This is a genomic window from Streptococcus sp. Z554 (genome assembly GCF_053010305.1).
This window is the reverse complement of record NZ_JBRKNV010000001.1, coordinates 1-23193: the sequence shown is the minus strand read 5'-3', so window position 1 is coordinate 23193 and position 23193 is coordinate 1. Positions and strand designations below refer to the sequence as shown.

29 protein-coding genes are annotated in these 23193 nt (G+C 39.6%); 9 read left to right on the top strand and 20 right to left on the bottom strand.

Annotated elements, in window-relative coordinates; genetic code table 11:
- Entirely contained in the window at positions 1–702 is a 702-nt protein-coding gene (locus ACVC7R_RS00145) for an ABC transporter ATP-binding protein (protein ID WP_447262994.1), read from the bottom strand.
- Positions 686–1873 (bottom strand): efflux RND transporter periplasmic adaptor subunit, encoded by a 1188-nt coding sequence (locus tag ACVC7R_RS00140; protein WP_447262993.1) that lies wholly within the window; start codon positions 1871–1873, stop codon positions 686–688. The genes ACVC7R_RS00145 and ACVC7R_RS00140 overlap by 17 nt, the downstream gene beginning before the upstream one ends.
- 238 nt (positions 1874–2111) lie before the next feature.
- Between ACVC7R_RS00140 and gor the strand changes: the two genes are divergently transcribed.
- Together gor and ACVC7R_RS00130 are read left to right on the top strand one after the other, a co-directional pair.
- A complete protein-coding gene (gene gor, locus ACVC7R_RS00135; RefSeq protein ID WP_447262992.1) occupies positions 2112–3458 on the top strand; it encodes a glutathione-disulfide reductase in 1347 nt (448 codons plus the stop codon).
- Positions 3459–3596: 138 nt separating this feature from the next.
- Positions 3597–4136 carry a biotin transporter BioY gene (locus ACVC7R_RS00130; protein WP_447262991.1) on the top strand — a complete coding sequence of 180 codons (540 nt, stop codon included), beginning with the start codon at positions 3597–3599 and terminating at the stop codon, positions 4134–4136.
- Between the two features lie 50 nt (positions 4137–4186).
- Here ACVC7R_RS00130 and ACVC7R_RS00125 read toward each other — a convergent pair whose 3' ends face one another.
- Positions 4187–4402, bottom strand: coding sequence for a YdbC family protein (locus ACVC7R_RS00125; RefSeq protein WP_006145796.1), 216 nt, complete (start codon positions 4400–4402; stop codon positions 4187–4189).
- 91 nt (positions 4403–4493) lie between these two features.
- Here ACVC7R_RS00125 and ACVC7R_RS00120 point away from each other — a divergent pair, with 91 nt between their 5' ends.
- Positions 4494–4814 (top strand): hypothetical protein, encoded by a 321-nt coding sequence (locus ACVC7R_RS00120; protein WP_447262990.1) that lies wholly within the window; start codon positions 4494–4496, stop codon positions 4812–4814.
- A gap of 29 nt (positions 4815–4843) precedes the next feature.
- On the opposite strand, the gene ACVC7R_RS00115 is transcribed toward ACVC7R_RS00120, so the two are convergent.
- From ACVC7R_RS00115 to rpsP, 6 genes are all read right to left on the bottom strand, one after another.
- Complete coding sequence (locus ACVC7R_RS00115; RefSeq protein ID WP_004253071.1) at positions 4844–5182, bottom strand: ATP cone domain-containing protein; 339 nt, start codon at positions 5180–5182, stop codon at positions 4844–4846.
- Between the two features lie 12 nt (positions 5183–5194).
- Positions 5195–5914 (bottom strand): tRNA (guanosine(37)-N1)-methyltransferase TrmD, encoded by a 720-nt coding sequence (gene trmD / locus ACVC7R_RS00110; RefSeq protein WP_447262989.1) that lies wholly within the window; start codon positions 5912–5914, stop codon positions 5195–5197.
- On the bottom strand, positions 5904–6422 hold the full coding sequence (rimM, locus tag ACVC7R_RS00105) for a ribosome maturation factor RimM (RefSeq protein WP_447262988.1): 519 nt from the start codon (positions 6420–6422) through the stop codon (positions 5904–5906). The genes trmD and rimM overlap by 11 nt, the downstream gene beginning before the upstream one ends.
- A 74-nt stretch (positions 6423–6496) precedes the next feature.
- Positions 6497–6829 (bottom strand): MazG nucleotide pyrophosphohydrolase domain-containing protein, encoded by a 333-nt coding sequence (locus tag ACVC7R_RS00100; RefSeq protein ID WP_447262987.1) that lies wholly within the window; start codon positions 6827–6829, stop codon positions 6497–6499.
- Positions 6830–6871: 42 nt separating this feature from the next.
- Positions 6872–7111, bottom strand: coding sequence for an RNA-binding protein KphA (gene kphA / locus ACVC7R_RS00095; protein ID WP_000379619.1), 240 nt, complete (start codon positions 7109–7111; stop codon positions 6872–6874).
- A 19-nt stretch (positions 7112–7130) separates the two neighbouring features.
- Entirely contained in the window at positions 7131–7403 is a 273-nt protein-coding gene (gene rpsP / locus ACVC7R_RS00090) for a 30S ribosomal protein S16 (protein WP_004253064.1), read from the bottom strand.
- Positions 7404–7927: 524 nt separating this feature from the next.
- Between rpsP and ACVC7R_RS00085 the strand changes: the two genes are divergently transcribed.
- The 5 genes from ACVC7R_RS00085 to ACVC7R_RS00065 all read left to right on the top strand — a co-directional run bounded on the left by ACVC7R_RS00085 (position 7928) and on the right by ACVC7R_RS00065 (position 11459).
- The gene (locus ACVC7R_RS00085; RefSeq protein WP_447262986.1) at positions 7928–8524 is read left to right on the top strand and encodes a DUF3796 domain-containing protein; all 597 of its coding nucleotides are present in this window, start codon (positions 7928–7930) and stop codon (positions 8522–8524) included.
- Positions 8525–8526: 2 nt separating this feature from the next.
- Positions 8527–8751, top strand: coding sequence for a helix-turn-helix transcriptional regulator (locus ACVC7R_RS00080; protein ID WP_447262985.1), 225 nt, complete (start codon positions 8527–8529; stop codon positions 8749–8751).
- A gap of 225 nt (positions 8752–8976) precedes the next feature.
- Entirely contained in the window at positions 8977–9783 is an 807-nt protein-coding gene (locus tag ACVC7R_RS00075; protein WP_447262984.1) for a peptidylprolyl isomerase, read from the top strand.
- Positions 9784–9810: 27 nt separating this feature from the next.
- Positions 9811–10050, top strand: a complete 240-nt coding sequence (locus ACVC7R_RS00070) for a zinc-ribbon domain-containing protein (RefSeq protein WP_447262983.1) — start codon at positions 9811–9813, stop codon at positions 10048–10050.
- Positions 10051–10163: 113 nt separating this feature from the next.
- Positions 10164–11459 (top strand): hypothetical protein, encoded by a 1296-nt coding sequence (locus tag ACVC7R_RS00065; RefSeq protein ID WP_447262982.1) that lies wholly within the window; start codon positions 10164–10166, stop codon positions 11457–11459.
- 47 nt (positions 11460–11506) lie between these two features.
- Here the strand turns inward: ACVC7R_RS00065 and ACVC7R_RS00060 are convergent, their stop codons facing one another.
- From ACVC7R_RS00060 to ACVC7R_RS00015, 10 genes are all read right to left on the bottom strand, one after another.
- Positions 11507–13048, bottom strand: a complete 1542-nt coding sequence (locus tag ACVC7R_RS00060) for an ABC-F family ATP-binding cassette domain-containing protein (protein ID WP_447262981.1) — start codon at positions 13046–13048, stop codon at positions 11507–11509.
- Positions 13045–13518, bottom strand: coding sequence for a VanZ family protein (locus ACVC7R_RS00055; protein ID WP_447262980.1), 474 nt, complete (start codon positions 13516–13518; stop codon positions 13045–13047). Before ACVC7R_RS00055 ends, ACVC7R_RS00060 begins: the two co-directional genes overlap by 4 nt.
- A 1-nt stretch (position 13519) precedes the next feature.
- Positions 13520–14605, bottom strand: coding sequence for a 23S rRNA (adenine(2503)-C(2))-methyltransferase RlmN (gene rlmN / locus ACVC7R_RS00050; RefSeq protein WP_447262979.1), 1086 nt, complete (start codon positions 14603–14605; stop codon positions 13520–13522).
- Between the two features lie 16 nt (positions 14606–14621).
- Positions 14622–15155 carry a YutD family protein gene (locus ACVC7R_RS00045; protein WP_447262978.1) on the bottom strand — a complete coding sequence of 178 codons (534 nt, stop codon included), beginning with the start codon at positions 15153–15155 and terminating at the stop codon, positions 14622–14624.
- A gap of 168 nt (positions 15156–15323) precedes the next feature.
- Entirely contained in the window at positions 15324–16193 is an 870-nt protein-coding gene (gene gla, locus ACVC7R_RS00040; RefSeq protein WP_447262977.1) for an aquaglyceroporin Gla, read from the bottom strand.
- A 154-nt stretch (positions 16194–16347) separates the two neighbouring features.
- Positions 16348–17514, bottom strand: a complete 1167-nt coding sequence (locus tag ACVC7R_RS00035; RefSeq protein WP_447262976.1) for an ATP-grasp domain-containing protein — start codon at positions 17512–17514, stop codon at positions 16348–16350.
- A gap of 12 nt (positions 17515–17526) precedes the next feature.
- The gene (locus ACVC7R_RS00030) at positions 17527–18267 is read right to left on the bottom strand and encodes an esterase family protein (protein WP_447262975.1); all 741 of its coding nucleotides are present in this window, start codon (positions 18265–18267) and stop codon (positions 17527–17529) included.
- 21 nt (positions 18268–18288) lie between these two features.
- Positions 18289–19113: an alpha/beta hydrolase gene (locus ACVC7R_RS00025; RefSeq protein ID WP_447262974.1), complete on the bottom strand. Its 825-nt coding sequence runs from the start codon at positions 19111–19113 to the stop codon at positions 18289–18291.
- Between the two features lie 123 nt (positions 19114–19236).
- On the bottom strand, positions 19237–20451 hold the full coding sequence (thiI, locus tag ACVC7R_RS00020; protein WP_447262973.1) for a tRNA uracil 4-sulfurtransferase ThiI: 1215 nt from the start codon (positions 20449–20451) through the stop codon (positions 19237–19239).
- A gap of 8 nt (positions 20452–20459) precedes the next feature.
- A complete protein-coding gene (locus tag ACVC7R_RS00015; RefSeq protein ID WP_447262972.1) occupies positions 20460–21602 on the bottom strand; it encodes a cysteine desulfurase family protein in 1143 nt (380 codons plus the stop codon).
- Between the two features lie 136 nt (positions 21603–21738).
- Between ACVC7R_RS00015 and ACVC7R_RS00010 the strand changes: the two genes are divergently transcribed.
- On the top strand, positions 21739–22140 hold the full coding sequence (locus ACVC7R_RS00010; protein WP_447262971.1) for a DUF6556 family protein: 402 nt from the start codon (positions 21739–21741) through the stop codon (positions 22138–22140).
- A 139-nt stretch (positions 22141–22279) separates the two neighbouring features.
- On the opposite strand, the gene ACVC7R_RS00005 is transcribed toward ACVC7R_RS00010, so the two are convergent.
- On the bottom strand, positions 22280–23193 hold a 914-nt coding region (locus ACVC7R_RS00005), incomplete at its 5' end, for an SIALI-17 repeat-containing surface protein (RefSeq protein ID WP_447262970.1).

Here is a 23193-nt window from a genome sequence, read left to right as displayed (position 1 = left end):
TTAGTTTTCCTCCTTTTCTACTTGGGCACTATCAGACGAAATGATACCATCACGAATGACAATTTGTCTTTTGGCGTAGGCAGCAATTTCAGGTTCATGCGTAACCATGATGATGGTTTTCCCCTCTTTGTTTAATTCAACCAAGAGTTGCATGATTTGATTTCCAGTTTTGGTATCAAGGGCTCCAGTAGGTTCATCTGCCAAGATGATAGAAGGATTGTTAACAAGTGCACGCGCTATGGCCACCCTTTGCTTCTGACCACCTGATAATTCCGATGGCAAGTGATGACTTCTGTCCGTCAACTCAACTTTTTCCAAATATTCTTCTGCTAATTTACGACGTTTTGAGGTAGAAACACCAGCATAGATTAGAGGCAATTCTACATTTTGCAACGCATTTAATTTAGATAAAAGAAAGAACTGCTGGAAGACAAAACCAATTTCTTGGTTTCGAACCTTGGCTAATTGTTTTTCACCCAAACCAGCTACTTCTTTTCCATCTAGAAAATACTGACCACTTGTAGGGGTATCTAACATACCAATGGTATTCATGAGGGTAGACTTACCAGAACCGGATGGTCCCATGATTGCTACGAATTCTCCCTCATGAACCTCAAGGTTAATATTTTTAAGGACTTGAAGTTCCTGATCCCCATTTTGATAGCTCCGGCAGATGTTTTTGAGACTAATTAGTTGCTTCATCAGTCTTCACCTCTTTTCCTTCTTCTAAGGAAGCTGTCGGATTACTGATGACTTTTGCTCCATCTGTCAGACCAGATGTGATTTCTTGGTTTTCTGCATCTGCATTGCCCAATCCAACTTCAACTTTTTTGGCCTTTTGATTTTCATCAAGAATCCAAACATAGTTTTTATCTTCTTCCATGATGATACTTGTAATCGGAACAAGCAATGCTTTACTCATACTTTTCACTTCGACACTGACAGAAAAACCTTGTTTCAAATCGCCAATTTCACTAGTTACATCGACCGTATATGGGTATTTAGAACCTGTGTTTGAACCAGCTAAGCTATTGCTTCCTTCACTAGTGTTCTTTGGATAATTTGAAATATAGCTAATCTTACCATTCCAAGTTTTATCTGGATAAACCTTTGAAGTAAAGGTAACTTCTTGGCCTACAGATAGATTAGCAAGGTTGTACTCAGAAAGCTCTCCCTTGACCTGTAAATTATCGTTACTTACAATATGCACCAATACTTGACTATTTCCTGTTGGAGATTTTGAAACGTTGCGATTGACTTCAACAACTGTACCTTCTACTGTACTCAAAACTGTCGCTGCATCCAACTGCGCTTGAGCTTTTTCAAGTTGTGCCGCCGCGTCTGCACGAACATCACGCGCATCACTAATTTGTGAATCAATAGAGGCTGTAGCTGATGTTGAGGATTGAGCCTGGGCTTGATCCGTAGCTCCTTCTATCCCTGCTTGAGGGAACACAGGTGTTGCTGCGGCGGTATTTCGAGCCTCATTCAATTCATTGATATGACGGTCAGCTTTAGCAACTGCACGACTGGCAGCATCATAGGCAGCCTGGGCTTCAGTACTACTATATTTAACAAGTGCTTGCCCTTCACTTACCTTATCTCCGACAGAGACCGAAACCTCATCCAAGTCACCTTTACTAGCATCATAATAAACATATTGTTCATTTTGAGCTGTTACGGTACCAGATAAGAGAACCGATGAAGCCACTGACCCTTCTTTGGCAAGAACGATTTTTGCAGTTTCATCTTGTGTTGCAGCTTGATTTGGTTGTCTCAATAGAAGAACAGCAGCTGCTCCTACTACAAGAACTGACGTAACTCCTATAGCTGTAAATAGGGGCCATTTTTTAGCTTTTGACTTCTTATTCATATCCATACCTCTTTTAAAAACATATATTAAGATTATAGCACAAGTCCTAAAAATGGACAATTGCTTTCTGACTATCCAAAAATAATTGCCAAATCTTTTATTGTTGTGTTAGTTATATGATACAACTTCTTTTTTATTTTTGCAAGCATTTTCTTAAGAAATTTAAGCGTAGCAGATTTTTGCATTAACTCCCAAAAAAAGATAGAATATGACTAGAAAACAACTAAAGGAGCTTTCTATGAGAGAATATGATATTATCGCCATTGGTGGAGGTAGCGGGGGTATTGCTACCATGAATCGTGCTGGTGAACATGGTGCTAAGGCGGCAGTTATTGAGGAAAAGAAATTAGGTGGAACTTGTGTCAACCTCGGCTGTGTCCCTAAAAAAATCATGTGGTATGGAGCCCAAGTCGCAGAGAGTATCCACAAATATGGACCTGACTATGGATTCACAAATACTGGTAACGAATTTGATTATGCAACTCTTCGTAAGAATCGTGAAGCCTATATTGACCGTGCTCGTTCTTCTTATGATGGAAGCTTCAAGCGCAACGGGGTTGATTTGATTGAAGGACGTGCCGAGTTTGTCGATGCTCATACTGTCAGCGTTAATGGCGAATTGATCCACGCTAAGCATATTGTGATTGCGACTGGAGCTCATCCTCATATCCCTGCTATTCCTGGTGCTGAACTAGGTGGTAGCTCAGATGATGTCTTCGCCTGGGAAGAGTTGCCTGAATCGGTAGCTATTCTAGGTGCTGGTTATATTGCTGTCGAATTGGCTGGTGTACTCCATACACTTGGTGTTCAGACAGATTTATTTGTCCGTCGTGAACGTCCTCTACGTGGATTTGATAGCTATATCGTTGAGAGTCTAGTTCAAGAAATGGAAATTACAGGACTAAATCTCCACACACATAAGGTTCCTGCTAAACTTGAAGAAACAGAACAAGGTATTACCATTCATTTCGAAGATGGCAGCACTCATACTGCCAGTCAAGTTATCTGGGCAACTGGTCGCCGTCCAAATGTTGAAGGACTTCAACTCGAAAAAGCTGGTGTCACCCTCAATGAACGCGGCTTTATCCAGGTTGATGAATACCAGAACACAGTCGTTGACGGTATCTACGCTCTTGGAGATGTCACAGGTGAAAAGGAACTAACTCCTGTTGCTATCAAGGCTGGTCGTACCCTCTCAGAAAGACTTTTCAACGGTAAAACCAATGCTAAAATGGACTACACTACTATTCCAACTGTTGTCTTCTCACACCCGGCTATCGGAACTGTCGGTCTAACTGAGGAAGAGGCTATCAAAGAGTACGGACAAGAAAACGTTAAAGTCTATACTTCAAAATTCGCATCTATGTATTCTGCAGTTACCAGTCACCGTCAAGAAGCACGCTTCAAACTCGTGACTGCTGGTGCAGACGAAAAGGTAGTTGGCCTTCATGGAATCGGCTACGGAGTTGACGAAATGATTCAAGGTTTCGCAGTTGCTATCAAGATGGGAGCTACCAAAGACGACTTTGATGCTACAGTCGCTATCCATCCTACAGGTTCTGAAGAATTTGTAACTATGCGTTAAAACAAAAAGAGACCTCTTGGTCTCTTTTTTCTCTAAATCGGCCGTTACAGATTTGTAACCTTTTGTTTTAAAATAGGTTGACATTTAGTTCTCTTTCGGTATAATAGTTACTATAAATTATAGAAGAGGTTAACTATTTTGAAAAAATCGCACATTTACGCTATCCCTGCCATTGGAGCAGCCCTTATTGCAGTATTGGCCCAGATTAGTATCCCGATTGGTCCAGTTCCCTTTACGCTACAAAACTTTGCTATCGGGCTCATTGCTACTGTTTTTAGACCAAGGGAAGCAGTTCTTTCTGTTGGTCTCTATCTCTTGCTGGGTGCTATCGGTATTCCTGTCTTCGCCGGTGGAGGAGCTGGTTTTCATGTTTTGGTAGGGCCAAGCGCTGGTTATCTTTGGTTCGACCTTGTCTATGCGGGACTTACTTCCTATCTCATTCACACAAATAGTGGCGTCTTACGTATTTTCTTTGCAAATCTCTTGGGAGATTCTCTTGTCTTTGTAGGTGGTATTCTCAGCCTCCACTTCTTAGCTGGGATGCCATTTGATAAAGCACTGGCTGTCGGTGTTATTCCCTTTATCATTCCTGATCTTGCAAAAATCGTTGCCATCAGTTTTATCGGACGACCACTCCTTCAACGTCTCCGTACTCAATCTTATTTTTCAAGTAAATAAAAAGAAGCTGGTTTTTCCCAGCTTCTTTTGGATTATTCTTCCATAAATGCTTATTGATTCTTGAAGGCATCCACCATGACTTGAAACTCCTCGTTTGAGAGGGTGATCCCTTTCCCCATCTTCGTATGGTCTGGACTCCAACTACGGATATCAAACTTAGCTGGTGCACCATTAAAGCTGACACGATTGATTTCTTTGGTCCATCCTTTTTCGTTTTCAGATAGAGTAAGCAAGTGTTCTTCAATTTCAAAAGTAAATTCTGCCATATTCTTCTCCTTTTGTTCTCAATTGATTATTCGAAAAATCTTGTAGATTTCATAAAATTTTTATATAATGATTAAAAGAAGGGAGGCCGGAATGAAAGATTTTTTAAAACAGGCTTTGCAAAAAGTCCATGATTTTATTAATGGACATGAAGATTCCATTCCTGAAAAAAGCGATCCCCTAATTGCTAGACTTGAAGAAGCCTTAGCTAAAAAAACGGCTGTACACATCATTTTTGCCGAGTCCAGTTTTACAGGCGACATTATCAAGTATGATACTGACCGCCAACAAATTATCGTTAAAAATTTCGCCAAAAACGTCAGCCGTATTATTCGAGTGTCGGATATTCGAAGAGTAACTTTCGTTCCTTCTACTATCCAAACTGCTCAAAAAAGAAGATTTAAGAAAGAGTGAGATGCTTCTACCATCTCACTCTTTTTATTTTAGCGAATTTGTTCAAAATGAAGGTGAACAGCAATGTGATCGCCGTAACCACTTCTCTCCAAATCACGTTGCAAACGGTAAGAGATATAGTGTTCTGCGATTGTAATATAGCCAGCACCAAGTAAGCGGTGCTCAACCATTGATTGAATCATACTGATAGTTGCACGTTCTACTTTTGCTTCTTCCAAATCCAAAACAACCTTTTTAGTGACTTGAGCTAGGTTTTGACGCAAATCGTCAGTCAATACATAGACTGTTTGAGCTGCCTTAAGGATCGCTTGGTAGATTTTATCTGGATCAAAATCAGCGACTTGTCCATCACGTTTGATTACTTGCATAGGTTTCTCCTTTTAATTGTTATTTTCTTTAATTTCTGCTAACATTTTTGCTTCTTCTGCTGTCAATTCATAGTTGTCCAGCAAATCTGGTCTACGTTGGTAAGTTTTCTTTAGGCTCTCATAGAGTCGCCATTGACGTATGTTTTCATGATGTCCACTCATGAGTACATCTGGGACTAGCATGCCACGAAAATCATAAGGTCTTGTGTACTGAGGATATTCCAAGAGTCCTGATGAAAAGCTATCATCTTGGTGACTAGCTTCCTTGCCGATAACTTCTGGAATCAAGCGAACCGTCGCATCAATCATGGTCATTGCTGCTAGTTCTCCACCAGTCAGGACATAATCTCCCAGAGAAATTTCATCGGTTACTAAGGTCTTAATCCGCTCATCATAACCCTCATAGTGACCACAGATGAAGATAAGCTCTTCTTCTTTCGCCAAATCCTCAGCATAAGCTTGGTCAAACTGTTTTCCAGCTGGATCTAAGAGAATCACTCGCGGGTTCTTTTTTTCAATGGCATCAAAGGCATCAAAGATGGGTTGTGCTCGTAGTAGCATCCCTTGACCACCGCCATAGGGTTCATCGTCAACATGACGGGCCTTTTCAGCATAATCACGAAAATTATGATAATGAATCTCTAAGAGTCCTTTTTCTCGAGCCTTGCCAACGATGGAATGTTCTAAGGGTGTGAACATTTCTGGAAAGAGGGTTAAAATATCAATCTTCATCGTCTAACCCTTCTAAAAGTTCAACATCCACACGATTATTCGGAATATCTACATTGAGAACTACAGGAGGGATATAAGGTAAGAGTAAGTCTCGTTTACCTTTGCGTTTGACTACCCAGACATCATTGGCGCCTGGCTGAAGGATTTCCTTGATAGTTCCAATCAAGTTATCTCCCTCATAGACTTCTAAACCGATAATCTCGTGGTAGTAAAACTCACCCTCATCGAGGTCATTGAGATTCTCCTCAGCAACCTTCAGACTGTAGCCCTTATATTTTTCGATATCATTGATATGGTACATATCTTTAAACTTGATGATATCGAAGTTTTTTTGTTTACGGTGGCTTGCAATGACCACTGTTCGCACAAACTGATCTTTATCATCAAATAAGGCAAGCTCTGCCCCTTTTTTAAAGCGTTCTTCAGCAAAATCTGTCACTGACAAGACTCGCATCTCACCCTGTAGCCCCTGCGTATTGACGATTTTACCAACGTTAAAGTAGTTCATCTGATCTCCTGTATCTATTTCTCCCTTTATTTTATCATGTTATAGGGATTTTCTCAAGTTGGAGAAAACGGCTACTATGGATGCTTTCTTTCTAAAAATCCTTCCAAATCTTGTGCATGTTGATACTTGATGGCTGCTTTTTTATCTTTTTCAAAAATAGTCTTCGTTAGGTCGATATGGTTGATAGCTGCAATTGCCACTGTGTAGTGAATGATATCTGCCAACTCCTTTGCCAATTCCTCGTTTGAATCTTGGACACCCTCTTTTCTACCTGAACGTCCATTTAAAACCTCAGCAACTTCTCCAACTTCTTCAACTAGTTTTATAAAGAGTCCTTCTTCTGTTCTAGATTGTTGGTAGTGGTCAAGTAAGTATTCCTCTAGCTGTCTGACTGTTAAATCACTCATTTTTTCTCCTTGCAAAAAAAGCGAGACCATGTCCCGCTTTTCTTATTTTTCATTAATAACGATTCTTACTTTTTTGTCTTCAGTTGGGACAGAGTAGACAATCGTTCTTATCGCAGAAATAGTGCGACCCTTACGACCGATTACACGACCCACATCGCTCTGGTCAAGATCCAAATGATATTCCAAAAATTCTGGTGTATCTTCAATCTTGATAGTTAAGGCATCTGGTTGTGAAATCAAAGGTTTCACAATTGCAATAATGAGATTTTCAATCGTATCCATCTGTCAACCTACTTTAAACTTATTTTGAGAATTTAGAATCGTGGAATTTCTTCAATACGCCTTCTTTTGAAAGGATGTTGCGAACTGTATCTGAAGGTTGAGCTCCATCAGCCAACCATGCAAGAATACGGTCTTCTTTCAAAGTCACTTGGTTTTCTTCAACAAGTGGGTTATAAGTTCCAACTGTTTCGATGAAACGTCCATCACGTGGTGAACGTGAATCTGCTACGTTAATACGGTAGAAAGGTTTTTTCTTAGAACCCATACGAGTCAAACGGATTTTTACTGCCATTTTTAATATCTCTTTTCTTTTATTTTTTTATTTCGGTGAAATAGCTAAGCTATTTAGCACATGTTCTATTATAACAGATTTCTGAGAGGTGTCAAGAAAAAAACTTGACAGACTTTAAAATTTTTAGAAATTTGTTATATTTTTTAGGAAAAATCAGAAAGAGAATGTCATAAATACTATTTTAGAAACATTTTATAAAGACCATCAAGTCAAATCCTTCATCTATCCGGAACGTGATTTGGATGCTTGGCTCCTAAATCCCAAGCCCGTTCCCAAATGAAACAAGGACTTATTAACAAAACTATCCAAACCAAATCAGATGCATTGCTTCAAAGAATTCTTTAGTTGTTTGACTAGCGAGGTCTTTAATTAAAAATTTTTTCCAAATAATTGCTACATTGACACATAAAATTCTTGCTTTCTAAATTTAAGTGTGATATATTTATAACATAAAATTTAAATGTTATATATTTATAACATAAAATTTAAATGTTATATATTTATAACATAAAAAGGAGTCTATCATGAAAAAAAGTCAAAAAATGCGTGGCCTCATTTCAATGATTGCCGTAGCTCTCTCTATTGATTTTATTGTTTTATTTGGTTCTAATCTTAGTTGGGGACCCAAGTTAGTTATTGTTGGTATTTCAGTGTTAAGTCAGATTGTAGCTATTTGGGGCTGGCTACATATGAAACCACGACCTCATAAGATTCAGAAAGGTAAGGGAAAGACTATTTTTGACTTGTCTGCTAAGCTTTACACGATACTTGTGTTTGCAGCAAGCATTTTTTATACAGTAGGGTTTTTGGTTGCAACCCCTAGCGAAAGCTCTGGTATTAGAGAATGGATTTTGGGAATTGGCCTCGTTATTGAAGTGAGTGTATTTGGTTTTTTCTCTTTGAAAAATGTCAAGGAAACTCCGGACGAACGTTTTTATGCTAATTTAGCAAAGGCAGCTGGCTTGATGTTTGTTTTTATACTAGGCGCATTGATAATCCTAGCAGTTATCATTGGGTATATGGGGTCTCTCACTCTTTACATGGGCCAGATCTTTATTAGCTTAGCTGCCTTGATTTTCATCTTTGCGGTTGTCTATCTTATCTTGGAACGGAGGGGATAAGCATGGCAAAAAAAAGCAAGATTATTACTAATCTCAAATCTGTTCGTGAGTCCACAGGCATGACCCAGCAGGAGTTAGCCGACCTCATCGGTATTCGACGCGAGACAATTCTGCACTTGGAAAATAATCGTTACAATCCTTCGCTGGAAATGGCTCTTAAAATTGCTCAAGTTTTTAATCTGAAAGTAGAAGACCTCTTTGAACTCAGACAGAAAGAGGAAGCATAATTCTTTTCGAGACCTAGCATTAAGTTCATTGATTCGTTAGGAATTGAAGCCAAAAGGAGAGCGGATACTGGAACAATACCAGGACATTGTCAACCGTCATCCAAAGAAAAATCTCTAATCAAGCGACTTTTTAGTTGATTTCCTCTTAAACTACCTTGTTACTAATATTTGAAATCCACTTCCTTTTACGGTACAATGGTAGAAATGAATTTTGAAAGGAATAACATGAAAAAATTAGCTACACTACTACTCATTTCAACTTTTGCTCTCGGTGGATGTACAAGTATCCAACGTGCACTTCGTGGTGATGATTACGTGGATTCTAAGATTGCTGCTGAGGAGAGTTCCAAGGCTGCTTCCCAAGCAGAAAAAGATTTGAAAGACGCTTTAACCAACGAAAATGCGAACTTCCCTCAACTTTCTAAGGAAGTCGCTGAAGATGAGGCTGAAGCTATCCTCCACACTAGCCAAGGGGATATTCGTATCAAGCTCTTTCCAAAGTTAGCTCCACTTGCGGTTGAAAACTTCCTTACTCACGCTAAGGAAGGCTACTACAATGGGGTTACTTTCCACCGCGTGATTGACGGATTTATGGTACAAACCGGAGATCCAAAAGGGGATGGTACAGGTGGTGAATCTATCTGGCACGATAAGGACAAAACCAAGGACAAGGGGACCGGTTTTAAAAACGAAATCTCTCCATACCTTTATAATATCCGTGGTTCCCTATCTATGGCCAATACTGGTCAACCAAGCTCAAATGGTAGCCAATTCTTCATCAACCAAAGTACCACAGATTATTCTGCTAAACTTCCTACTAATATCTATCCTAAAAAAATTATCGAAGCCTACAAAGAAGGTGGAAATCCAACTCTTGATGGTAAACACCCAGTCTTTGGTCAAGTGATTGATGGGATGGATGTTGTAGATAAAATCGCAAAGACTGAAAAAGACGAAAAAGATAAACCAACAACTGCTATCACTATCGATAGTATCGAAATTGTGAAAGACTACGATTTTAGTAAACAATAACATCATTTATTTTAAGGAGATTATAAAATGATTCTATTTTGGGGGTCAAAAGGTTACCAAAAAGTGTTGGGACATACTCAAACTACTATCGAGTGTGGCCATTGTAACAATGTTGGTACTTGGGAAATTACGGAATACGGACATAAATTTACTCTTTACTGGATTCCACTCTTTCCTTACGGAAAAACTTATTTCGTTTCTTGCCCGATTTGTCACTATGGAAAAGAAATTCAAAAGTCTGAGATTGAACAATATCTAAACTATTAATAAAAGATAGGTCAATAGACCTATCTTTTTCATTAGTCAGTAACAATTTTGAAAGCGCTCCCTTGCGTATAATTCTATGGTATAATAGAGTTAACAATTTATGGAGGCTTTCTATGAAACCATATAAAATAAGCTTGATCAGACTTTGCTTGGTCTTATTAGGATATTTAATCTATAATCTAGTTTATTTTGCCCTCTTCTATTCAGCAGGTTATGCTTTTTTCATTCTATGGCCTGTATTCTTTTTAGCAATAGCTTTGATTCTTTTAGGTAATTTTTTTGCCTTTAGGGATCCTCTCAAATTAAAATCAACCTATAAAGAGAATCCCTTAGTTCGAAAGACTAGTAATATACAAGTAATTTTAGCGACTATAGGAGTTTGCTTACAATTATCAAATATGATATATCTACGCTGGTGGCCGATCAATTATATTGATAATTTTCCAACATTATTTTGTATTAATCTTCTCTACTCTGCTATTTTCTTTATTGGGAAATTTCAAAAAACAAAGCTCGATCAAATCGACAAGTCTTCAAACAAATCAAGTTTTGTTTTTGGGACTATAGTCGTTTTGTTATGTAATTTATTGTTAATCACGAATAGCAAAGTTTCAGTATGGGGGTCGACGGATCAATATGTACAGGACTTTAAAGACTTTGGCCTAAAAGGAAAAGTCGAAGTATATGAGAAAAAACATTTAATCGAGCCTTATAACGGAACACTTACTACTTTATTCTATAATGAGACTTTATCGAACGGAGAAAGTTTTATCGATTTTATTGATGTTTCTGATGTTCATAATGGAACACACGAAACAACATTAGATGAAAAGGACAAAAAAGAAATTCGTTCCTATCTTGAAAACGATACGGAAAAAGAGTTATTTGATAAAGTTACACTTGAACAATTTGAATTTGTCTTAAAAGTCTACGAAGAAAAAATAAGAGATTTAAAATTAAGAGATGATATAGCGACTAAACTAAATGAGGCAGTTGGTTTCAAATTATTAGAGAATTATTCTGTCGAGATTACACCAGCTGATCGAAAAAAATTTTATAGTATTCTTATTAAAGAGGCTGTGAAAAACAGAGAAAATGGAGATAATGATATTGCAGGCTTTTACAATATCGATATTGACAAACATATCAACAATAAATCTTTAATCGTTTCTATCAAACACTTAAATTTTAGTGAAATCGACGATATACAAAATCATAAAAATGATAATCGTGTGGACTACTTAAAAGATAAATTAATATCACTTCCAGTCGGAACTCTATCAGATGGTATCTATAAATTCACTGTTAGCACTTTATCTGACGGCAAATATACCGACGTCACCATCACGATGGTTGTTGAAAATGGCAAGAGTTACTTTGAGAACGATACTGTTAAGCAACTAAATTAGTTAAAAAATCCAAGTCTATTTGACTTGGATTTTTTTTTTATAACCATTTATGTTAATTCATTAAAGTCCCAGATTTGATCCATCCAACCTTCATAGAAGTCTGGTTCGTGGCAAACCATAAGGATTGAGCCTTTATATTCTTTCAAAGCACGTTTGAGTTCGTCCTTGGCATCCACATCCAAGTGGTTGGTAGGCTCGTCTAGAACAAGGACATTGTTCTCACGATTCATCAAGAGACAGAAACGAACCTTGGCTTGTTCCCCACCTGATAAGACTTGAATTTGGCTTTCGATGTGCTTAGTCGTTAATCCACAGCGAGCAAGGGCTGCACGGACTTCTGCTTGGTTGAGAGCTGGAAAGGCATTCCAAACAGCTTCCAAAGGTGTCTGACGATTGCCACCTTCCACTTCTTGCTCAAAGTAGCCAAGTTCTAAATAATCACCGCGTTCAACTTCACCAGCAATTGGCGGGATAATACCCAAAAGAGACTTCAAGAGGGTTGTTTTACCGATACCATTGGCACCAATGATGGCAACCTTTTGATTGCGCTCAAAGGTAAGATTTAATGGCTTGGTAAGCGGTCGGTCATAACCAATCTGCAAGTCTTTGGCTTGGAAGATAAAGCGTCCAGGTGTACGAGCTGTTTTGAAGTCAAATGAGGGCTTTGGTTTCTCACTTTGAAGCTCGATAATGTCCATCTTATCCAATTTCTTCTGGCGAGACATGGCCATATTACGAGTTGCGACACGCGCCTTATTACGGGCTACGAAATCCTTGAGGTCCGCAATTTCTTTCTGTTGACGTTCATAGGCCGCCTCTAGTTGTGATTTCTTCATGGCATAGACTTCTTGGAACTGGTAGTAATCACCAGAATAACGAGTCAACTGTTGGTTTTCAACGTGATATACGATATTGATAACGTCATTGAGGAATGGAATGTCATGCGAAATAAGGACAAAGGCATTCTCATAGTTCTGAAGATAGCGTTTAAGCCAGTCAATATGTTCCGCATCCAAGTAGTTGGTTGGCTCGTCAAGCAACAAGATATCTGGTTTTTCAAGAAGAAGTTTAGCCAAGAGTACCTTGGTTCTTTGTCCACCAGACAAGGCTGTTACGTCTGTATCCATCCCAAAGTCCATAACACCGAGAGCACGCGCAACTTCGTCAATCTTAGCATCCAAGGTATAGAAATCACGACTTTCCAAACGGTCCTGAAGTTCCCCGACTTCTTCCATCAGAGCATCAATATCAGCGCCCTCTTCTGCCATTTCCATATAAAGGTTGTTGATACGAGCTTCTGCTTTAAACAACTCATCGAAGGCTGTACGCAATACGTCACGCACAGTTTGACCTTCTTTGAGAACTGCATGCTGGTCCAGGTAACCTGCTGTCACATATTTGGACCATTCCACCTTACCTTCATCAGGTACCAACTTACCAGTCACGATACTCATGAAGGTTGATTTCCCTTCACCATTAGCACCGACCAGACCGATATGTTCACCCTTGAGGAGACGGAAGGACACGTCTTCAAAAATCGCACGGTCACCAAAACCGTGACTCAAATTTTTAACTTCTAAGATACTCATTTTATTTCCTTATCTTTATGTAGTAGTTTATAGAGGAGCCAAGCTAGGTAACCACCTAAAGTATTGGTCCATAAATCATCAATCTCAAATACCCGATTGAAATCAAATAAAAAATCTAACACTAGCTGTGTGCATTCGATTCCCAAGCTCAGTAAAAAGCTAATCAAAATCACTCTCTTCGTTTTTCTTAGACTAGGTATGAGATAGAGAAGCTGGAAAATCAATGGAAAAAGCAAGAGGATATTTAAGGCATTTTGCAAAAAAATCCAAAACAGTTGTATAGGGCTGGTTACTTCTCCCAGGTTCCACAAAGAGTTAAAAGGCGTCAAAAGAAAAACCAGGCGTCCAATAGTTTGAATACCTGGAGTTTCCACTCCTGTAGGAAGTTGAGGCTGGGGAGTAAAACAAAAACAGACGATACAAAGACTGTATAACACGATTCCCAGGCTTAGTAATGTTTTTCGATTCATCTTATGGATTTACTTCAGCTACTGCTTTTTGGCGATCACGTTTCATGGTATTTGAACGCAATTGTCCACATGCGGCATCGATATCTGTACCGTGTTCTTGACGAACAACACAGTTGACGCCTTTTTTCTTGAGCGTATCATAAAAGGCCATCACGCGTTCTTTAGGACTACGACTGTATTGGTCATGCTCACTAACTGGGTTGTAAGGAATCAAGTTGACATAGGACAATTTTTTGATGTTCTTCAGCAATTCTGCCAACTCAAGCGCTTGTTCAACTCCGTCATTGACTTCATTGAGCATGATATACTCAAAAGTCACACGGCGGTTGGTTGTCTCGATGTAATACTCGATAGCTGCAAAGAGTTTTTCAATTGGAAAGGCACGGTTAATCTTCATAATGCTTGAACGCAGTTCATTGTTTGGAGCATGAAGAGAAACAGCAAGGTTAACCTGTACTCCTTCATTGGCAAACTCACGAATCTTGTGAGCCAAGCCAGAAGTGGATACGGTGATATGACGAGCACCGATAGCCATTCCCTTGTCATCATTGATGATACGGATAAAGTTCAAAACATTATTGTAGTTATCAAATGGTTCCCCAATACCCATAACAACGATATGGCTAACACGTTCATCTTGTCCACGTTCGTCAAAATACTTCTGAACCAACATAATCTGGGCAACAATTTCTCCGTTATTGAGGTCACGTTGCTTCTTAATCAAGCCTGACGCACAGAAGGTACAACCAATATTGCATCCAACCTGAGTCGTTACACAGACTGATAAACCGTAGTGTTGACGCATCAGAACTGTCTCAATCAACATACCATCTGGCAGTTCAAAAAGATACTTCACAGTACCATCAGCTGATTCTTGAACGATCCGTTGTTTTAAGGGATTGACTACAAACTGGTCATTGAGCTTGGCAATCAAATCTTTAGACAAATTGGTCATTTCTTCAAATGTCTGAACACGTTTACGGTAAAGCCATTCCCAGATTTGATCTGCTCGGAATTTCTTTTCTCCTTGCTCTAAGACCCATTCTTGCATAGCTTGACGTGTTAAACTGTAAATCGACGGTTTCATCTTTTCTCCTTATTTTCTAGTCCTTCTTACGGATGACGAAATGACGTTGTTCCTTTTCTTCATTCTGAGGTTTCTGTTCTTTACGACGACGTCTATTTCTCTTATCCGTATGATTTCTTTTCCTATTTTGAGAAGATTTCTTCCCTTTTCGGTTGTCTTTTTCTTCTTCTTTCTTGCGCATTTTTTGATCAAATGGTGCTCGTTTAGGCGTCTCGTTTTCTAAGACAAAATAGGCACATCCATAGCTACAATACTCGAGTAGATAATCCTGTAAACGACTGATTTTCTCAAGAGATTCTTCAGCTCGCTCATTTTTGTAGAAACCACGCAAGCGTAACTGTTCATTACTCCAGTCTCCTACAATATAATCATACTTGGTTAAAACTTCTGAAAAGCGTTGAGAAAATACTGTGGCATCAAAGGCTTCCTTGCTATTTTCAACTAAGGTAAAAGTAAAACCTTCCGCTTCGACTTTATCTCCAGACAAATGAAATTCAGGACCAGGGAATTTATTGTAATTGTATAATTCAGGTGCAATTTCTTTACGCATAATATTCCTTTTTAACGTTTACTTAATACTCTATTTTACCATATTTTTGCCATATTTACATCTTTTGATTTAAAATGAAAAAAATCTGACGATTTAAACTCTTATAATAGAAACGAATCCAATACCATTTGTACAAGAAAAAACTGGGGCTAGCCCAGTTTTAGTTTCTTATAGGTAAAGGAATTTAAATAGTGCTACTGCTGTAATACCAGCTGCAATCGGTGCTACTACTGGTACCCAAGCATACCACCATTTTGAATCACCCTTGTGCTCACCAAGGATTGATTTAGGGAGTATAGCGTGAAGAAGACGAGGTCCAAAGTCACGAGCTGGGTTCAAAGCTGGTCCTGAAGGGCCACCAAGTGAAGTTACCAAAGCCATAACTAGGAAACCAAGTGCCAAATGAGCAACTGAAATTCCAGCAGCTGTGTGTGGTGCAATTTGAGCTTTCAATGACATTTGAGTAAAATCAATAGTCTGACCTGCTTGAGAAGCTGCTTGCTTCATGTATTGAAGAGCTTCAGCTCCAAAGAAGTTCTTTGTCATCCCTAGTGCTGCAAAGAAGAGAACGAATGAACCAACAAACTCGTTGATAAAACCATTCACAGTTGCTGCATAGCGTGTTTCTTTTGTTCCCTGGTCCAAACTTGAAATAGTTGAGAAAGATCCCAAGATATTGTTTGCTTTTTCAGTTTGCAAGTAGTATGGACGGTGAGTCGCAACAACCAAAGCTTGACCGAAGATTGCTCCCAAAACTTGAGCGATGATGTATGGTGCAACTTGCGCCCAAGGGAAAAGTCCACTAACAGCAAGACCTAGAGTGAAGGCTGGGTTGATGTGATTACCAGAAACGTTACCAAACATCAAGGCTGGAATCATAACCCCCATACCATAACCGACTGCAATAACGAGCCAGCCACTTTGGTGACCTTTTGTACCTTTAAGTTCAACGTTAGCAACAGCACCATTACCAAGAATGATCAAAATAGCTGTTCCCAAAAATTCTGTGGCATATTTAATAGCCCATGTGAAATCCATTGATAGATTCTCCTTAATATTTTTTTGACAAATCTTATTCTATCAATTTTTAATCTATTTATCAACAAATTTTATAAAATAATATGTTGAAAACGCTTATTTAACTGATATTTAGAAGAGCAAAAGAAATCAAGTTTCTTTTACCTTCTCTGCTTTATTCCTGACGCTGACCAAAATCTTTAATCATTTGTTCCATTTCTTCACGACTTGGTGTCGTTAGCATATAGAGATAGTCTCCCTGCAGTTCAGCAAAAGCAGCTGGCATGATTTTTTTGACCTTGAACTGCTGATCATATTTAGCCAGCAAGTCTTTCTCTGAATAAAGGTAGTTGGCATTGGCACGACGAGATGTTGCAAGACAATACTGAGTCTCAAATGGAGACTCTGGGAAGGGTTCCCCTGCAACGATAGCTGCATAGCCTTGGTACAAATCAATCGAATGGGCATAGTTATAAACATCAATCGTGAAACCACCTGCTGGACGGTTATTGTACTCAATGGCAATATAATCATCACCGTTACGGAAGAACTCAATGTGGAAGAAACGTTCTTTCATGCCAAATTCTTTGACAATCGCTTCACCATACTTACGTAATTTAGGATCCATTTCCTTAAGAACGTAATAAGAATTATCCATCTTGTAAAGCATCAAATCTAAAGGAGTGTAGGCATAGTCAAAGGTCGTAGAAAAGACAATATTTCCGTCTCTATCTACCAAACCGTCGAAGGTACAGATTTCACTTGAAGTTACAAATTTTTCAAAGAAATAAACGATTGAACGGTCCCATTCTTGCTTGAACTTGTCCACATCTTCCTGACTTTCTAGCTTAAAGGTTGCTGCTGCTCCTACTCCGTTATCAGGTTTTGCAATCATGGGAAGTCCGATTTCTTTCACAGCTTTATCAACGTCTGCTTCTGTTTCAATAACAGCACCTGGAACCACTGGAACTCCAGCTTTCTTGAAGAGTTTCTTCATTTCAGACTTGAACTTAGTCTTCTTGAGATCTTCTGGTTTGGCACCAAAGACATTGAACTGTTCACGAAGAGCAGCGTCCAATTCTAGCCAATATTCATTGTGAGATTCGATGCGATCAATTGGGCCATGCTTATAAAAGAGAAAGGCTACTGCACGTTTAACCTCATCGATATTTTCAAGATTATCAACTCGGAAGTACTCCGTCAAGCTATTGCGCAATGGTTCATCTAGTTGTTCGTAGGGTTCTTCCCCAATCCCTAGAACTGTGATTCCTTTATTGGCTAACTCAATACTAAATTGCTGAAAATTTTGTGGGTAATAGGGTGAAATTACAAGATAATTCATAAGCAACTCCTTTTATAGACTCATATGACCGAGGAAATAAGGCATTTGTTTGCGCCACCATTCCCAGTCATGGGCAACATCATGTCCCCATTCTGCAAACCAGGCAGGAATTTGTTTTTGGTCAAAGGCTTCTTTGAGTTTATAGTAAGAAGGCAGACCATCCTGCTCCCAAGCCCCTAATCCTGTACAAACAATAATCTCAGCCTGACGGTAACGGTCAATAAACCAACCATCATTTTGATTCCAGATGTAGTCTACTGGTGAATTTTGATAGATAGCATCATCATTGTAGTAGTCACCTACAAAGAAGCGCGCGTCATAGACACCGCTAAGGGCGATTACCTTGGTAAAGACATCTGGATGTTGCAGGAAGAAGTTGAGAGCGTGATAAGCTCCCATAGAGCAACCTGTTGTCATCATACCATCAAACCAGCCTGTTTTGTGCTTGATAAACGGAATCGCTTCTTCAATCACATATCGTTCATAGGCACGGTGCATTTCTGCTTGATCATGGCTATTTTTCCAAGTCGCAAGCCAGCTCTCACTGTCTACACTTGAAAGGGTAAAGAACTGTACTCGACCTTCTTCGATAAAGGATGCGCAAGCATCAATCATTCCAAAATCATAATATTCATTGTGGCTACCACCCGAGGAAGCAAAGACAACAACTGGGATGCCAGCATGTCCGTATCGGTTGATGTACATTTCACGGTTTAGGTTTCCACTCCAGTGGCTAAGATGTTCAATATGCATATCCTGTCTCCTTTATACGAATTACCAATTTTCTGCAAAAAAGCGTAGGCAAGCTGGAAGATTTTCTGACCATGGAATTTCATGGTGAATGGCTCCGGCTTGAACCTTTAGAGAGAGATTTTCCAACTGCACTCCTCCTGCTATCAAATCATGATAATAGCGAAGAGAAGAGTCGATATAGGCCTGCTTAATATTGCCAGCCATGAGGGTCTTATCTGTATCGTCTGCTTCTTCCGTCCCAACATAGATAAAGATACGCTGGTCTGGCAATAGCTTTTTTCGCTCGATATAACGATTAAAGGCCTCTTGGTGAAGCCAGTTAGCTGATGAAAAGACACCCAAGCACCCAATCTGGTCTTGATACTCCAAGCCGATAAACTGGGTAATATTGCCTCCTAGAGAAGATCCAATCATGGCAGTGTGCTTGCGGTCAGACTTTGTACGATAGTTTTCGTCTATAAAAGGCTTAACCACTTCCATGACAAACTCAGCATACTCGACACCCTTACCACCAAATTGTTGACCAGGAATATTAGACTCTTGGAATTTCCATGCTGCGTACTCATTCATCCGTCCAAATCCATCATTGTCAATAGCCACGATAATCATGCGACTGATATCAGGATTTCGCTTGATGGCAGGAATAATCTTCCAGGAATGTCCAACATAGGATTCTTTACTGTAAAAGACATTTTGACCATCGTGGAAATAGACAACTGGATAAGTTCGATCCGTGTCTTTCTCATAGTTTTTAGGAAGAAGTACACGTACCCGTCGCTCCTTTCCTGTGTAGGGAACCACTAATTTATGCTCTCGCATTTTCAGGTAAAAATAGGATTGATTCATTGTCAGAAAACTCTCTATATTCAAAATTTTATCTTATTATAGCACAAAAATAGAAAAAAGTCGGTTTTCGTCCAAATTTAGGATAAAAACTAACTTTTTTCTTAGGAATTTCAGTTATTCGCATTAAAGAAGATCTTCAATTAATTCATCGACAGCATCTTTTTCGGCTTGCGGTGTGATTTCTGTGATCATAATCCCTGCCACTGCTCGCTCAACTAATCCTTCAACATCCATACGTGTTTCATACTGTTCAGCATTCTTAATCTTTGGATTTGTTTTCGGACGATCAGGCGCAAAAATCGTACAGCAGTCTTCAAAGGGTTGGATAGAAATTTCAAAGGTGTCAATTTCTTGCGCAATATCAATGATTTCCAACTTATCCATAGTCACAACTGGACGGATAATTGGTGTATTGGTCACGGCATTGATAGCCTGCATACTTTCAAGGGTCTGGCTAGCCACCTGGCCAAGACTTTCACCATTGATGATGACCAAACCATTTCTCACTTCACGGATACGGTCTGTAATGCGCATCATAAAGCGACGGGTCAAAGTCATAAGATAGGCTTCTGGAGCTTTGGCTTTAATTTCTTCTTGGATTTCAGTGAAAGGTACTTCGATAAACTGGATATTGCCACCGAACTTCGTCAATTTACGGGTCAAATCCTGAGCTTTCTTGAGGGCACCTGGACTCGTATAGGGTGGGCTAGCAAAGTGAACAGCCTCAATATCTACACCACGTTTTAGTGCAAGATAACCTGCTACAGGGGAGTCAATCCCCCCTGACAACATGAGCATACCTTTCCCAGAAGTGCCAACTGGCAAACCACCAGCCCCACGAATGGTCTCATAAGAAAGATAGGCTGCTTCCTCACGAATTTCCACTTGAAGGTTAATGTCAGGATTTTTCATTTGTGCTTGCACATTTGGAATAGCATCAAAAACTGCTCCACCAAGCGTTTGGTTCAGTTCACGACTATCAAGTTCAAAGTTGTGGTCGCTGCGCTTACTTGAGATTTTAAAGGTCATGCCTTCCTTGTAGATATCTTTCATAATATCTTGGATAGCAGACTTAAGAACCTCGACAGATTTTTCAACCTTATATACTGGTGAAAAGTTTTGAATCCCGAAAACTTGTTTGAGTGACTCAGCTACTGGTTCATAATCAGCACCATTCAAATAAGCATGGGCACGGTCGCGATCAGCAGTTACCTTGACTTGAGGATAGATAGATAAAACGTCTGAGATATTATTACGTAGTTTATTAATGAAACGCATCCGGTTTTTACCTTTGGTTGACAGTTCCCCGTAGCGAATCATAATTTCTGAATACTGCATGAATACTCCTATCTTACTTTTCTAGTTTGATTGTAAATTAATTTTAGTTTAGTCAAAAATTGCTCCACTTGACTCATGTCATTTTCTAGGTCTAGGCTGAGGCGGACTGCTGACTGGGCCTTATCTTTTTCAACCCCCATAGCAATCAAGGTACCAGCAGGTTTTCCTGCCTTGGACGAGCAAGCAGAGGTTGTGGAAATGAAAATATCATAGTCTTCAAATGCATGAACGATGACTTCACCACGGACACCCTTAATCCCAAAAGTCAGAATATGAGGCGCAAAGTCTTCCTCACATGAGAAAACAAAAATGTCTGGATATTCAAGAAGGGCTTGCCGAATGACTGACTTCATCTGACTTGTTTTTCTTGTAAACAATTCCAATCTTTCCATAGCTAGACGCAGGGCCTTGGCTGTCGCTGCAATACCTGCTACATTCTCAGTAGTTGAACGATAGTCACGCTCTTGCCCACCACCCGTTAATAGGGGGGTGATTTTCTTGCCAGACTTGATATAGACAAATCCAACACCACGAACTCCGTGGAACTTGTGACTCGAGAAGGTTGCAAAGTCCACTCGGTCAGTCAAATACTTTTCTGTCGGAATCTTAGCTAAAGCTTGAACCGCATCCACATGGAAAGAGATCGTTGGCTTATCTGCTAAAAGTTCTGAGATCGCTTGAATAGGTTGAATTGAGCCAATTTCATTGTTAACAGCCATAACAGAGACTAAGATTGTATCAGGACGGAGTAGATTTGCTACAGCAGCTACATCTACAAATCCCTTTTCATCTACAGGTGCAAAATCCACCTCAAATCCTTGAGTCTTAAGCCAGAGAGCCGATTCCTTAACCGCTGGATGTTCAATGTCAGATACAATAATGTGTTTACCAAATTGCGATTTTTCAAAAGCAACACCTTTGATAACCCAGTTATCCCCTTCAGTACCACCAGATGTAAAGTAGATTTCTTCGTTTTTCTTACCAATTAAATCCGCTATCTGCTGACGAGAAGCTTCTAAAATTCTGGTCGACTGGTCTCCTAGACGATGGAGACTGGAAGGATTTCCTATAATTTTTGAAGCAACCTGCATATAGGTCTCTAATGCTTCAGGATAAGGCTTGGTCGTAGCCGAATTATCAAAGTAAATCATGGTTTCTCACGCTTTCTAAAATCACTCCTTCTATTGTATCACGAAACAGTTCAGGCGACAAGAAATGCTGTTCAGGTTCATTTAAGTTTTTTTTAAAGATTTTAGGTATAATGAATCATGATAAAGGAGAGAAATTATGTCTAACTATCATAGAAAATCAAAACCTAAAACTGAACATATCAAAAAAGGCTTTACCGTCTTTCAAAAAACAATTGCAACTTTAGCCAGTATCCTTGGTTTGATTACAGCTAGTATCACTATCATGAATGCTTTAGATAAAAACAAGGATCATAAAGATACGACTCCACAAACTACCATTATCAAGGAAGTTCAAAAGGAAGCTCCCGCTGAATCCAATGCTCCTGCACAAAGTCCATCCAACAATCAAGAAACAACTCAAAAAGAAGACCTTCAAGCTCCTAGTAAAAAAGAAGATACAAAATCAGATGACAAATCTCAGAAAAATGAGCCCTCTGATTCTTCAGTAAATACTCCTACTACTGAAGCAGGAGTTAGCGCTACTAACGGAGCATCTTAAATATTGCTCAACACCAACGGTTGCTTCGTTGGTTTTTTTATTTATTCTTATCATCGTTCTAATCACAAAAAACCAGGAACTAATGTCCCTGGTTTTCTTTTTTAAAACAAGCTATTCTACATCGAATGAAGATTCATACTTAATCTTCCTTCCCTTTTTTGATAAAGGTTGCAGATAGAACCAATCCAAGACTAGCTAGGAAGGCTAAGCCTACTGAATCTTGCTCACCAGTTGCTGGAAGCTGACCTTTAATTTCAGTCGCTGGTGCATTTGGTCCTTCTTGTTCTTGTTTTTGGCTTGTTGAACTTGAAATTTGCTTGTGATCCGCAAGTGGTGTAGCTGGGCTTGCAACAGGTTCTTTATATTCTGGAACCTCATTCTTAGCTGCTTCAACCCAATTAACGCCACCCTTGAACTCTGGGAGCTCATTCTTGTCCGCTTCAACCCAATTAACGCCACCCTTGAACTCTGGAATGTCATGAACAGCTGCTTCTGCAGCATTAACGCCACCCTTAAACTCTGAAATGTCATAAACAGCCGCTTCTGCACCATTAACGCCACCCTTGAACTCTGGAATGTCATAAACAGCCGCTTCTGCACCATTAACGCCACCCTTGAACTCTGGGATTTCATGAACAGCCACTTCTGCAGCATTAACTCCACCTGTAAATTCAGGAATTTCAACTACTGGTGGTTGCTGATCTCCCTTACTTGAAAGGACTTCAGGTTCTGGAGTTGGTTCTGGATCTGGAGTCGGCTCTGGATCCGGTGTTGGTTTCGGATCTGGAGTTGGCTCTGGATCTGGAGTTGGTTCTGGATCTGGAGTTGGCTCTGGATCTGGAGTTGGCTCTGGATCTGGAGTTGGTTCTGGATCTGGAGTTGGCTCTGGATCTGGGGTCGGTTTTGGATCTGGAGTTGGTTTTGGATCTGGAGTTGGCTCTGGATCTGGAGTTGGCTCTGGATCTGGGGTTGGTTTTGGATCTGGAGTTGGCTCTGGATCTGGAGTTGGCTCTGGATCTGGGGTTGGTTTCGGATCTGGAGTTGGCTCTGGAT